The organism is Citrobacter freundii complex sp. CFNIH4 (assembly GCF_002934505.1).
Lineage (GTDB): Bacteria > Pseudomonadota > Gammaproteobacteria > Enterobacterales > Enterobacteriaceae > Citrobacter > Citrobacter freundii.
Window position 1 is genome coordinate 751,278 of sequence record NZ_CP026231.1, and the last position, 12,416, is coordinate 763,693.

12 protein-coding genes and 1 pseudogene are annotated in these 12,416 nt (G+C 49.8%); 8 read left to right on the plus strand and 5 right to left on the minus strand.

Annotated features, from left to right (window positions below; all coding sequences use genetic code 11):
• Window positions 1–10: 10 nt before the first annotated feature.
• A pseudogene (locus tag C2U41_RS03795) lies at window positions 11–625 on the minus strand (LysR family transcriptional regulator); the annotation flags it as partial.
• Between the two features lie 204 nt (window positions 626–829).
• A complete protein-coding gene (gene dsbG / locus C2U41_RS03800; protein ID WP_016149767.1) occupies window positions 830–1,576 on the minus strand; it encodes a thiol:disulfide interchange protein DsbG in 747 nt (248 codons plus the stop codon).
• A 366-nt stretch (window positions 1,577–1,942) separates the two neighbouring features.
• On the opposite strand from dsbG, the gene ahpC reads away from it, so the two are divergent.
• The 6 genes from ahpC to C2U41_RS03830 all read left to right on the plus strand — a co-directional run bounded on the left by ahpC (window position 1,943) and on the right by C2U41_RS03830 (window position 8,592).
• The gene (gene ahpC, locus C2U41_RS03805; protein ID WP_002894394.1) at window positions 1,943–2,506 is read left to right on the plus strand and encodes an alkyl hydroperoxide reductase subunit C; all 564 of its coding nucleotides are present in this window, start codon (window positions 1,943–1,945) and stop codon (window positions 2,504–2,506) included.
• Between the two features lie 154 nt (window positions 2,507–2,660).
• Window positions 2,661–4,226, plus strand: coding sequence for an alkyl hydroperoxide reductase subunit F (gene ahpF / locus C2U41_RS03810; protein WP_003835619.1), 1,566 nt, complete (start codon window positions 2,661–2,663; stop codon window positions 4,224–4,226).
• Window positions 4,227–4,449: 223 nt separating this feature from the next.
• A complete protein-coding gene (locus C2U41_RS03815; protein WP_032936895.1) occupies window positions 4,450–5,004 on the plus strand; it encodes a TorD/DmsD family molecular chaperone in 555 nt (184 codons plus the stop codon).
• Window positions 5,001–7,271, plus strand: a complete 2,271-nt coding sequence (locus C2U41_RS03820; protein WP_103849207.1) for a molybdopterin-dependent oxidoreductase — start codon at window positions 5,001–5,003, stop codon at window positions 7,269–7,271. The genes C2U41_RS03815 and C2U41_RS03820 overlap by 4 nt, the downstream gene beginning before the upstream one ends.
• A complete protein-coding gene (locus tag C2U41_RS03825) occupies window positions 7,268–7,825 on the plus strand; it encodes a 4Fe-4S dicluster domain-containing protein (RefSeq protein ID WP_103849208.1) in 558 nt (185 codons plus the stop codon). Before C2U41_RS03820 ends, C2U41_RS03825 begins: the two co-directional genes overlap by 4 nt.
• Window positions 7,825–8,592 (plus strand): dimethyl sulfoxide reductase anchor subunit family protein, encoded by a 768-nt coding sequence (locus C2U41_RS03830; RefSeq protein ID WP_016149771.1) that lies wholly within the window; start codon window positions 7,825–7,827, stop codon window positions 8,590–8,592. Before C2U41_RS03825 ends, C2U41_RS03830 begins: the two co-directional genes overlap by 1 nt.
• 69 nt (window positions 8,593–8,661) lie before the next feature.
• Here C2U41_RS03830 and uspG read toward each other — a convergent pair whose 3' ends face one another.
• On the minus strand, window positions 8,662–9,090 hold the full coding sequence (gene uspG / locus C2U41_RS03835) for a universal stress protein UspG (RefSeq protein WP_003022101.1): 429 nt from the start codon (window positions 9,088–9,090) through the stop codon (window positions 8,662–8,664).
• A gap of 183 nt (window positions 9,091–9,273) precedes the next feature.
• Entirely contained in the window at window positions 9,274–9,684 is a 411-nt protein-coding gene (gene rnk / locus C2U41_RS03840) for a nucleoside diphosphate kinase regulator (protein ID WP_003022104.1), read from the minus strand.
• Between the two features lie 275 nt (window positions 9,685–9,959).
• Between rnk and C2U41_RS03845 the strand changes: the two genes are divergently transcribed.
• Both C2U41_RS03845 and C2U41_RS03850 read left to right on the plus strand, forming a co-directional pair.
• Window positions 9,960–10,790: an alpha/beta fold hydrolase gene (locus tag C2U41_RS03845; protein ID WP_044712726.1), complete on the plus strand. Its 831-nt coding sequence runs from the start codon at window positions 9,960–9,962 to the stop codon at window positions 10,788–10,790.
• A 96-nt stretch (window positions 10,791–10,886) separates the two neighbouring features.
• Window positions 10,887–11,510, plus strand: a complete 624-nt coding sequence (locus C2U41_RS03850; protein WP_003022109.1) for a flavin reductase family protein — start codon at window positions 10,887–10,889, stop codon at window positions 11,508–11,510.
• A gap of 41 nt (window positions 11,511–11,551) precedes the next feature.
• Here C2U41_RS03850 and rna read toward each other — a convergent pair whose 3' ends face one another.
• Window positions 11,552–12,358, minus strand: a complete 807-nt coding sequence (gene rna, locus C2U41_RS03855; protein ID WP_103849209.1) for a ribonuclease I — start codon at window positions 12,356–12,358, stop codon at window positions 11,552–11,554.
• Window positions 12,359–12,416: the final 58 nt, after the last annotated feature.

Consider the following 12,416-nt stretch of genomic DNA (forward strand, 5'->3'; position numbering starts at 1 on the left):
GCATCACCTTCTCTTCGGTGAGTAAGAAGGTGAATTGCTCTTGCATAATTTGTTGCAGGGTGCTTGAGTCATTCATTCTGGGATGGTCTTTTCTGCAAATCAAAACACTCTCGATAGTCTTAAAAGGGATGCAAACGACGGAACGGTTATGGACCGGCATCATCGTAACCACCATGTCGGCCTTGCGGTAAGCCAGTATGTTTTCAGCAGTTTCTGCCGACATTAAGATATCGTGATGTTCGACTTCAATATCTGAATCTTGTACCAGAGCATGAATTAATGTCGTCACATTTACGGTGGTTGTAAGTTGTGGGCTGTAAATAATGAATTTATTTTTCAGCTGGGCACCATGCATGATGCTTATTGTTTGCTCCAGTTGATTCAGGTTTTGCTCAAGATGATGATGAAGATTAATACCCGTCACCGTGGGCGTAATACCTTTGCCGGAGCGAATAAATAAAGGGTCGTTAAACTGCGTACGCAGTCGTTGCAATGACTGACTTACAGCTGATGGCGTGATGTACAGCGTTTCTGCAGCCTTGCTGATGCTCAAATGTTGATATATGCATTCAAATATAATCAACAGGTTGAGATCGAACTTTTTGAGGTCATAGAGGTTAGCCATGCGTACTTTCCTGTGATGGTAATGTAGTGAGAAATTCAATTGTGGAATAGTTTAAATGGTAATTATTCTTGAAATTTATGTTTGTGTGCTTAATGAATAATTAACTTTAGCTAAAATAGCACAAGTTGCGTAATTTTCAGCAGGAAAGTTAATTTAAATGAGTGATTGATATGAGAACGATAACAATCACTCATCTTGTTACTTTTATTTATTTCCCATAATAATGTTTAATTTTTCTTTATCCGGTAAGCCTACTTCCTGTTGTAACGTATCGTCTTTACTCATGTAATAGATAGCCGGCGTTACGTTGGCCCCCAAATCATCCATCAACTTTTGGTTGATATTCAGTAACTTCATTTGCTCCGCAGGGACCGAAGCCGGGATTTCCAGCTTCATTTTCCCACCGGATGCCTCATAGTCATGCCAGGTTTTGGCCGGATCTTTGGTTGCCAGAATTGCAGCGGCGGTGGCCGGACTTTCAGGTTTAATTACGCCAACCAATAATGTACGCAACTGAACTTTACCGGATTCTACCCACGGACGCGCCTGCTGCCAGAACTGTTTACAATAGGGACAGAAGGGATCGGCAAACACGTACACAATAACCGGTGCCTCTTTTTTCCCGTCCAGAATCCACGATGCTTTTTCCATTCGCTGCCACATTTCACGTCCGGCAGGGGCATAGATCTCTTTTTCTATGAGCGAATTACTGAGGTTTTCGCCTTTTTCATTATACATGTAGCCGGAGATGGCATGTTTACCGTCAGGCGTGACATAGATAGTGACCCCCATGTCCTGGTATTTTCCCAGATAGCCTTTCATTCCACCCGGTGCATCGAAAGGCTTCAGGATGGTAATACCCTGTTTCTCAATAGCTTTAACGGGAGCAGGCAGTTCTTCGGCATGCACCACGGCAGGGAGCAGGGTTAAAAGTAAGGTACGTTTAAACATTGATTTTCCTTATAAAATCAGCAGGAAAGGGGGCTTAATTGCAAAACCTATCGCAGCCATAGGTAAGATCGACGGTCCATCGATTGCCCTTTCTTGAGTTGGGTGATGTAATCCCAATCGCTGTTACGACCTTTGTTAAGGTAGTGTAGAGCGCAACACATAGCCAGCCCTGCTGGCACTGACGTTACCTGCGGGTAGCTCGGGTAATGAGGCTCCCTGCATAGGGGGCCTTTTTTACTTTTGTCTTTTAGGTTCGATTGAGTAAGTTGTTAGTTAACGCTTATTGATTTGATAAAGGAAACGCATTAGCCCTGCTAAGAGATTTTCGTTAACTTATCTCTCAACGAAAACACGGAGGAAGTACAGATGTCTTTGATTAATACCAAAATTAAACCTTTCAAAAACCAGGCGTTCAAAAACGGTGAGTTCATCGAAGTAACCGAGAAAGATACCGAAGGTCGCTGGAGCGTCTTCTTCTTCTACCCGGCTGACTTTACTTTCGTATGCCCGACCGAACTGGGTGACGTTGCAGACCATTACGAAGAACTGCAGAAACTGGGCGTAGATGTGTATTCCGTATCTACTGATACCCACTTCACCCACAAAGCATGGCACAGCAGCTCTGAGACCATCGCTAAAATCAAATACGCGATGATCGGCGACCCGACTGGCGCCCTGACCCGTAACTTCGACAACATGCGTGAAGATGAAGGTCTGGCTGACCGCGCAACCTTCGTTGTTGACCCGCAGGGTATCATCCAGGCAATCGAAGTTACTGCTGAAGGTATCGGCCGTGATGCATCTGACCTGCTGCGTAAAATTAAAGCTGCACAGTATGTCGCTTCTCACCCAGGTGAAGTTTGCCCGGCGAAATGGAAAGAAGGTGAAGCAACCTTAGCTCCATCTCTGGACCTGGTTGGTAAGATTTAAGTCGCATAATTTGTAGGCCGGATAAACGTAGTGCATCCGGCATTCCACAGGCGCAAATCTGCGCCTGTTTTATTCCAGCACCATGACGCAAGTTGCATTAATGCAGTCCCGCAAAATCGGCTTGCATGATGATGTTTTCAGAGAGGGAAGAATAATGCTCGACACAAATATGAAAACCCAGCTCAGGGCTTATCTTGAGAAACTGACCAAACCTGTTGAGCTGATTGCTACGCTGGATGACAGCGCTAAATCGGCAGAAATCAAGGAACTGCTGACTGAAATTGCTGAACTGTCAGAAAAAGTCACCTTTAAAGAAGACAATACTCTGGCGGTGCGTAAGCCATCGTTCCTGATTACCAATCCCGGTTCTCACCAGGGACCGCGTTTTGCCGGTTCTCCGCTGGGTCATGAGTTTACCTCTCTGGTGCTGGCTCTGCTGTGGACCGGCGGTCACCCGTCAAAAGAGGCACAGGCGTTGCTGGAGCAGATCCGCGATCTCGACGGTGATTTTGAATTTGAAACCTATTATTCGCTCTCCTGCCACAACTGCCCGGACGTAGTGCAGGCGTTGAACCTTATGTCGGTACTGAACCCACGTATCAAACATACGGCGATTGACGGCGGTACATTCCAGAACGAAATCACCGATCGTAACGTGATGGGCGTTCCGGCGGTATTTATGAACGGCAAAGAGTTCGGCCAGGGTCGTATGACGCTGACTGAGATCGTGGCGAAAGTGGATACCGGCGCAGAAAAACGTGCAGCTGAAGAACTGAATAAGCGCGATGCTTATGACGTGTTGATTGTCGGTTCTGGTCCTGCGGGGGCGGCGGCAGCGGTGTACTCTGCACGTAAAGGCATTCGCACCGGTCTGATGGGCGAACGTTTTGGCGGTCAGGTTCTTGATACCGTTGATATTGAAAACTACATCTCAGTACCGAAAACTGAAGGTCAGAAACTGGCAGGTGCGCTGAAAGCACACGTTGATGATTATGATGTCGATGTGATCGACAGCCAGAGCGCAAGCAAACTGATCCCGGCAGCGCAGGAAGGCGGTTTGCATCAGATTGAAACAGCCTCCGGCGCGGTGCTGAAAGCACGTAGCATTATCATCGCCACCGGCGCGAAATGGCGCAACATGAACGTTCCGGGTGAAGATCAGTATCGCACCAAAGGTGTAACCTATTGCCCGCACTGTGATGGTCCGCTGTTTAAAGGTAAGCGTGTTGCGGTAATTGGCGGCGGTAACTCCGGCGTTGAAGCGGCTATCGACCTGGCAGGTATTGTTGAACATGTGACGCTGCTGGAGTTTGCTCCTGAAATGAAGGCAGACCAGGTGTTGCAGAATAAGCTTCGCAGCCTGAAAAATGTCGACATCATTCTGAACGCGCAAACGACAGAAGTGAAAGGCGATGGCAGCAAGGTCACTGGCCTGGAGTATCGTGACCGCGTGAGCGGGGATGTTCACAATGTGGAACTGGCCGGTATCTTTGTACAGATTGGTCTGCTGCCGAACACCAACTGGCTGGAAGGCGCCGTTGAACGTAATCGCATGGGTGAAATCATCATCGATGCCAAGTGCGAAACCAGCGTGAAAGGTGTTTTCGCTGCCGGTGACTGCACCACCGTACCGTATAAGCAGATTATCATCGCGACCGGTGAAGGCGCGAAGGCCTCGTTGAGTTCGTTTGATTATCTGATTCGCACGACAGTAGCATAAAAAGAGTAAGACTCACCTGCAATGCCAAAACCGCCAGTCATACGCTGGCGGTTTTTTATTTCCATATACTCACATTGTCAATTCTTGAAACAATAAACCGTATAAAACATTCACTTAATTAGCCTGATCATTATTTTCATCAAAGAAAGAGAGGGCGTTATCTTTATTATATTAACCTGCATTATTTTTTCATTTGTTGTGTGAATAAATGGTTGGTTAATTCATGGGTGAAATATATGAAACCCTGACGATCTTTGAATCGACAGGGTTATTGTTACGTGATTTTTTTATCTCTCACGATAATTGCACGCTGAAAGCGGCTTATTCAGCTTTAGATACAAATGCCTCGGTGCTAACAGAGCAGGAGTGGCTGGAAGCGGAGTACGACTTCAATGCGCTGTTTGTCGGACCGCAGAAGCTAAAGGCCGCGCCGTTTGCCTCGGTTTATCTTGAAGAAGATGCCCTTGTAATGGGTAAATCAACCCTTAGCATTCGGGAATTCATGGCAAATATAGGGTTATCTATAAGTGTCGTGAATAATATTCCGGATGATCATATTTCCTGTGTATTGGAATTGGCGGTTTTATTATCAGCTAATGCCAGAGCATCGTCAGAATACCAGGTGACCCTTACTCGATATGCCTCTGAGTATGTCGCGGTGTGGGTGCCCGAGTATATAGAAAAAATAAATATAAATGCACAAACCGCCACGTTGAAAAACGTTGCTGGAAGATTGTCTTCTTGGCTTGATGAATTAAAAACGAGAGTATCAATATGAGTAATGAACCGGGAGTTCTGAACAGACGTTCATTTTTGAAAGGGTTGATTGCCCTTGGCACGGTCGCAGCCCTGCCAGGGGGATTGCTGACTTCACGCTGTGCATTGGCGCAACCGCCCATTCCATTTAACCCCAAAACCTACAAAATCTATCGTAACGCCTGTCCGCGTAACTGCTATGACACTTGTAGCCTGAAAACCTGGGTGAAGGATGACGTCATCACCTTTGTGGAGGGTGCGCCTGAGTCAACGTTTACGCATGGAACTCCGTGTGTGAAGGGACTGAGCTACCCGCGTCGGGTATACAGCCCGGACCGCATTAAATATCCGATGGTTCAGGATGTTCGCGGTAGCGGGAACTGGCGTCGTATTTCCTGGGACGAAGCAATGCAACGCATTGCGACCAAGATGCTGGAGATTAAAAAGAAAGACGGTTCAATGCTGGGTCTGGCGATGACCAAATATTCCGGCAAATTTGGGGTATTGAACTATGCGGTTGAAGGGATGATGTCTTCGCTGGGTTACACCACGCGTTTTGCCGGAACACCTTGCTGGCCAGCCGGTATCGATGCCCAGAACTACGATATGGGTGATATGTGGTGTAACGACCCGGAAGATTTTGTGAAAGCAAAATACATCATTATCTGGGGCGCTAACCCGGCCTGGTGCTCTATGCACACCATGAAGTATATCTACCAGGCGCGGGAGAAAGGGGCGAAAGTGGTCGTTATCGATCCGCTGTTAACCCAGACCGCTGCGAAAGCCGATCTCTATTTACGCGTTCGTCCTGGTTCTGATGGTGCGCTGGCGCTGGGTATGGCACGTCATTTGGTGGATAAAGGTCTGGTGGACCAGGATTTCGTCAACAACTATTCCCATGGTTACCCGGAATTCGAAGCCTATCTGCGCAACAGCGTTACCGTAGAGTGGGCGTCTGAGATTTGCGGGCTGTCGGCGGATGTTATTCGCCAGTTGGCGGAAGAATTTACCGCGGTTAACCCTGCTACCGTGTGGATTGGCTACGGCATGCAGCGTCATGTTAACGGCGGCGCTAACGTACGGGCGATCGATGCCTTTATGGCAATGACCGGCAATATTGGCATTGAAGGCGGCGGCGCTCGCTACGGTCATCTGCATACCTGGGGCTTTAACTACAACGCCATGCTGCAGAAGCCACCGGTAGGCTCCATCGGTATGCCAGGTGCGGCGGGAACTACCAGCGAGTTTGGTTCTGCGGGGGAAGTCGCACAGTATTCCGATCGCTCATTGAATATCAACCAGACCGCCAAGGGAATTCTGGAAGCCAACGAGCCGCCTGTCCGAATGCTTTGGGTTGCCTGTAAGAACCCGTTTGCTCAGGATTTTGATCGCAGCAAGATGGAAAAAGCATTCGAAAAACTGGAAATGGTGGTCTGTGCCGATCAGTTCTTTAACGAGACCGTCCAGCATGCCGATATCGTTTTGCCTGTCACCACGGCCTTTGAAGAGTGGAACGTAGACGCCTCATATTGGCACTACTGGCTCTCAATCAACCAGCCTGCAATTAAGCCAATGTACGAGGCAAAATGCGATCTGGAAATCGCCGTTTTACTTTCCCGCACAATCAACAAGCTGGAGCCGGGTTCTTGCACATTCCCGCAGGAGTTCAATCATAAGCGTTGGCTGGACCAGGAATTCAATGACGGAATGGCCAAAATGTTTGGCATCTCCTCCTGGGATGACTTACTGGATGGCCCGAAAAAAGCCATTTTGCCGAGTTCTGCGGCCTGGTATGACCGCAAATTTAAAACCCCCTCAGGAAAGTTTGAGTTCAGATCTGAGCTGTGTGAGAAAAATGGTCATACGGCGCTGCCGGAATACAAACCGGAGGCGAAAAGCACGCTGCCATTCCACTTGTTTACACCGCATGTGCAGTTCGGTATCCATTCCCAATTTATCAACCTTGACTGGATGCAGGTCTTCTATCCGGAGCCGTTTGTCTATATGCATCCGATTTCCGCAGAAAAAAGAGGCATTGCCGAAAACGACCTGGTGAAAGTGTTTAACACCGTAGGTGAAGTAGAACTGCGTGCGAAGGTAACCGCTAACGTTCCGGAAGATTTCCTGGTGATGTACGAGGCGTGGTTCCCGAAACGGAAATACAACGTTCAAAACGTGGTGGCGGATATCCCAGCCGATATGGGGTTGATGAAAACCGGTGCGCCAGGTGCGGCTATCCACAGTCAGTTTGCGGACATCATTTTGATCAGTAAAGGAGCAGCGGCATGAGACGCGCGTTTTTAGTTAATAGCGATAAATGCATCGGCTGCCGTGGCTGTGCAATGGCGTGTAAGAGTTTTAACCAGTTGGAACCTGAACGTTTCTGGCGCTATGTCTACCCGCTGGATAAAGAAATTTATCCGCATGAAGAGCGGGCGTTCTATTCGCTGGCCTGTAACCACTGCGAAAACCCGGCCTGTCTGGCGGCGTGTCCGGTAGAGGCGTACACCAAGCGTGAAGATGGTGTCGTGGTGCATAACCCGGAGCGCTGTATTGGATGCAAAAACTGTATCCGCAACTGCCCATACGGTGCGCCGCGTTTTAATGAGGAGACGAAGAAAGCGGAAAAATGCAGCATGTGCTACGAGCGCCTTGATGTTGGTATGCAACCGGCTTGCGTGAATGCCTGTCCGGTAGGTGCGCTGACGCTTATCGATCTGGATGCCGATCCTATACCTGACAATGACGTACAGTATCCGCCGGGATTCCCGCGTATGCCGCAGCTTAATCCTGGCACGCGTTTTATCCTTGCGCGTCAGCCGAAGCAGCCGGAGGGCAAGTAATGGAAAAGTATGAACTTCCGCTGGTTATTTTTACCGTATTGAGCCAGATGTCGGTTGGGATCACGCTCATTCTGACGCTACGCACGCTGCAAGGAAAACTGGAAAGCAAACGCCTGTACTGGCTGGTAAGTGGGCTGGTTCTGGCGGTGGCGTCCGTTGCAGCGATCCTGCACCTTGCGCATCCGGATCGCGCCTACGATGCCCTGATTAACCTGCAGCACGCCTGGCTGAGCCGTGAAATTCTTGGCGCAACCTTATACGGTGCGGCGGTCGGGGTGACGTTTTTGGCAAAAGGGCACAAAGCGCCAGCTGTTCTGGCCTCTGTTCTCGGTATCGCGCTGGTGGCGGTGCAGGGGATGACCTATGCTGCCCCGGCAATGGTGGCGATAGCCAACGGTCTGACAATGCTGTTGTTCTTTATCACGGTGTGGGTGATGGGGTGTGCGGCGATTCCATTGCTTAACCTTGCACCTGCCGTTGCCGCATTGCGCCAGGGGATTGTTGTGTGTATGGCGGTCATGATCGCCGCGCCCATTATCTGGCTAAGCGGCGGCACTATCATGCAGATGACGGCGCATGCCTGGCTGACGTCGCCGCTTTATCTGGCGAGTCTGGTCTGTCTGGCGGTGGCCTTTGTGCTAAGCCGTCAGGGAGAGCGTCGCGCAAAAGCGATTTTTGTCCTGCTGTTTGTTGGCATATTCCTGAGTCGTCTGACGTTCTTTGGCGATACGATCAGCACCATCGTGAATATCGGTCATTTGTATTGATCGTGAGGTAATAAAAACCCCTGTCAGGCGTTAACCTGGCAGGGGTTTTCTTTAGCGAATCAGTGGCAGTTAACGAACAACCAGCACTGGCAAAGTCGCGTGACGGACAACGCTGGAAGCGTTTGAGCCGAGCAGATGGGTGCTGATTGATGGGTTACGCGACCCAATGACAACGACATCTGCATTCAACTCTTCACCCAACTCGTTGACCACGTCACGGACGCTGCCAAAGCGGACGTGTTGCTTAATACGGGAAGGATCTATGCTGAAGTGACCGACCATCGTTTGCAGACGGGTTTCCGCTTCGTGTTGCAGATGCTCTTCAAAACGACGAACGTCAGCGGCAAAGCGATGCAGACTTAGGCTCGCTGAGCCTGGCAGCACATGCAGCAGATGGATAACCCCTTTATCCTGGGCCAGAAATTCTGCATGGCGAATAGCCTTGTCGCTCAGTTCCATTTCGAATACATCAACAGGCATTATGATTGTGTTGTACATAAACATTCTCCTTGTCATTACATGAACACATAACAGCATAGTATTAAAAATGATTCTGTCAGTCACGACACAGATTTATGTTTTGCGAACATGAAAGAAAGCGAGGAGCAGGGAGATCTAACCGGAAAGAGGATGCGGATGCATCCCCTGTAAGATAAAGCGAGTGGCTTTGATAAGACAGAGTTAGCGCAGGTAGTCGCCTGCAGCTTCAGGCTGGTACTCAAGCTCAATAACTTCGAGGTGCGTTGAGGTCCCGCCTGGCAGTTCCCAGTGAATGGTATCACCAACGCGCAGCCCCAAAAGTGCAGCGCCGACAGGTGCCATTACCGAAAGCTGTGTGCTGCTGTCAGTCATAGTGGCCGGATACACCAGGGTACGCACACGGACTTCGCCATCACTCAGATTGCGGAATTTCACGCGGCTGTTCATGGTCACGACATCGTGCGGCATGGTTTCTGGAGAACACATTTGGGCACGATCCAGCTCGGCGTTAAGGGCGTCGGCAATCGGTAAACCAGCAAACGCAGGTTGCTCCAACAGGCGGTCAATGCGTTCCGCATCGAGGTCGTTAATGATGATAGTTGGTCTGGACATTTATTACTCCATGTCGTCGATACTGCGGGTGCGCAGGTAAATAATCCCAAAAGAAAACCCTCACCGTCAGGCGGCAAGGGTTTAGCTTTTATGATGATACTGAGACTTACCCCATGTTTGAAGTGATTTAGTTCACATTCAGGCAAATCATCAATATTGTCGCGTATGGTGTGATTTTAGCCGAAAAACGTGATCGTTCTCCAATTTGCATTATGCTTTTTAAGCGCTCGCTGCGGGCGCGTCAAACAACTCAGTGTTCCGCGACAGGAGATCTCATGAGCCAGTACGACAAACTTACCTTGAAAGACGGCAGCTATTTGCATTTTAAAGACTGGGGAAGTGGACAGCCCATTGTCTTCAGTCATGGTTGGCCGCTGACGGCAGATGCGTTTGAGGATCAGATGTTGTTCCTCGGGTCGAAAGGATTTCGTGTGATCGCCCATGACAGGCGTGGACATGGGCGTTCGGCCCAACCCTGGGATGGTCACAATATGGATCAGTATGCTGACGATCTGGCTGAACTTACCGCGCATCTCAATCTTAAAGATGCCGTCCATGTCGGACACTCTACCGGCGGTGGGGAAGTGGCTCGTTATATTGGCCGGCATGGGACGCAGCGGGTGGCAAAAGCGGTGTTAATTGGCGCGGTGACGCCCATCATGATCAAGACTGACTTTAATCCAAATGGCGTGCCGAAAGAGGTATTCGATGGCATCCGTGAGGGTGTTGTGAACGATCGCGCCGCCTTTTTCTATGAATTAACCGCTGCATTCTATGGCTACAACCGTCCTGGCGCAAAAGAGTCGAAAGCCGTCAGGGAAAGTTTTGTTGAACAGGGTTTACAAGGTTCCATCAAAGCGTTGTACGACTGTATCCACGCGTTTTCGGAAACAGATCTGCGTGAGGACCTCAAAAAGATGACCATCCCGACGCTGGTGATCCACGGTGATGACGATCAGATTGTCCCGTTTGAAACCTGCGGAAAGATCGCGGCGGAAATACTGCCTGATTCGCAGTTGAAGGTATATGTCGGCGGCTCGCATGGCATTTGCACCACCCATAAACAACAGATCAACGGTGACCTGCTCAACTTTATTCAGTCGTAATCGTTGGCAGATTGTTCTACGCTGATCTTCTTTTTCCAGGGGGATGAGCGAAGCATAATTTGTGCTGCGCTGACGTTAACTTCAACAGGGAACGCTATGTATTTCTATCAACCGTCACAGGGACACGGCTTACCGCATGACCCGCTAAATGCCATCATTGGACCGCGCCCGATTGGCTGGATTGCGTCGCGTGACGGCAATGGTCGGCACAATCTGGCACCATACAGTTTCTTTAACTGTTTTAACTATCATCCGCCGATTATCGGTTTCGCTAGCAGCGGCTGGAAAGACAGCGTGCAGAATATTATCGAAACCGGTGAATTTGTCTGGAACCTGACGACTCTTGAGCTGGCCACTGCGATGAACGAAACGTCAGCCAGCTTGCCGCACGGTGAAGACGAGTTTTTTGCCGCCGGGCTTAGTAAAGCAGATAGCCGGATAGTCAACGTGCCGCGCGTGGCGCAAAGCCCGGTCAATTTTGAGTGTCGCTTATCGCAAAGCCTGCAACTGACTACCGCTGATGGCTCACCGGTTGATACCTGGCTGGTATTGGGGGAAGTGGTGGGCATCCACATTGATGAAACGCTCCTGGAAGACGGCATCTATCAGACGGCGAAAGCGAAGCCGGTACTGCGTGCAGGTGGGCCAACGGCGTATTATTCGATCAGTGAAACACACCGTTTTGATTTAGTTCGCCCGGATGCACGAGCAAAACGCTGAGCTTACGGACCGACGCCAGCTTGCAGCGTCGGTTGCAAGTTTCAATATCCCACTTTGTCGATAATAAACCGTTTACCGCAGCTACCCGGATGCGGTTGCGGTAAGAATGACTGTGCAGATAACGTCTGGTTGATGTTGTCGGCTTTCAGGGATAACTGGATCTCAGTGAGATACGCCGGATTGCCGTCGCAGCTTAGCTTCACAGCTTTGACGTTCTCTTTGCCCCAGCTTTTGGCAACTGCGGCGTCAAATGCGTTACGGCTGACAGTTTTGCCGTAGTTTTCCGCCAGGAATTTGCCCACCTCGCTGTTCTTAACCTCATTATTCAGCCGTACCATCGTGCCAAAGTACGCGTCGGGATCAAAACCGAAACATGCGCCATGTTTGGCATACTCGTAACGTTCCAGACAGGATCTCCCTCCAGCGCCGGGCATTACGGCGCTGAGTTTTGCTGCGCTTTCCAGCGACAGCCCGGTTTCGGGGGCCGCGCATTTACGGCTGGCACGTGCTTCAGGCAGGTTGGGAATAGGGCGAGTCGCGCAGCCAAAACGCATCCAGCGGCGGTTGTCGACTCCACGGGCGGCAATGGATTTAGGCAGGCTGGGCCATAAACCGTGAACGGTCAGGAAATCCGCTTTGTCTGCGCTCTCTTTTTGTAAACGACATTCGTCAGGCTCCTGACGATTACGCTCGTGTTGGCTCTGACAAAATCCGGTTTGCCAGGAGAGGGCCAGCACGTAGCTGTCAAAATCAGCGTACTGTTTTGCCTGAAGTTCATCGGCCTGAGCTGCAGAAACCGGCAGCAGGAGTGCTGCCAGCAACGAAGAATAACGCCATGTTGATGTCATGATGATTTCGGATACTTATATAAATTCTGAATATCATCTATTTAATCATAAAAAATGC

Coding starts and splice junctions, on each gene's coding strand:
- dsbG (WP_016149767.1), bottom strand. CDS start 1,576: ATGTTTAAACGTACCTTACTTTTAACCCTGCTCCCTGCCGTGGTGCAT.
- ahpC (WP_002894394.1), top strand. CDS start 1,943: ATGTCTTTGATTAATACCAAAATTAAACCTTTCAAAAACCAGGCGTTC.
- ahpF (WP_003835619.1), top strand. CDS start 2,661: ATGCTCGACACAAATATGAAAACCCAGCTCAGGGCTTATCTTGAGAAA.
- C2U41_RS03815 (WP_032936895.1), top strand. CDS start 4,450: ATGGGTGAAATATATGAAACCCTGACGATCTTTGAATCGACAGGGTTA.
- C2U41_RS03820 (WP_103849207.1), top strand. CDS start 5,001: ATGAGTAATGAACCGGGAGTTCTGAACAGACGTTCATTTTTGAAAGGG.
- C2U41_RS03825 (WP_103849208.1), top strand. CDS start 7,268: ATGAGACGCGCGTTTTTAGTTAATAGCGATAAATGCATCGGCTGCCGT.
- C2U41_RS03830 (WP_016149771.1), top strand. CDS start 7,825: ATGGAAAAGTATGAACTTCCGCTGGTTATTTTTACCGTATTGAGCCAG.
- uspG (WP_003022101.1), bottom strand. CDS start 9,090: ATGTACAACACAATCATAATGCCTGTTGATGTATTCGAAATGGAACTG.
- rnk (WP_003022104.1), bottom strand. CDS start 9,684: ATGTCCAGACCAACTATCATCATTAACGACCTCGATGCGGAACGCATT.
- C2U41_RS03845 (WP_044712726.1), top strand. CDS start 9,960: ATGAGCCAGTACGACAAACTTACCTTGAAAGACGGCAGCTATTTGCAT.
- C2U41_RS03850 (WP_003022109.1), top strand. CDS start 10,887: ATGTATTTCTATCAACCGTCACAGGGACACGGCTTACCGCATGACCCG.
- rna (WP_103849209.1), bottom strand. CDS start 12,358: ATGACATCAACATGGCGTTATTCTTCGTTGCTGGCAGCACTCCTGCTG.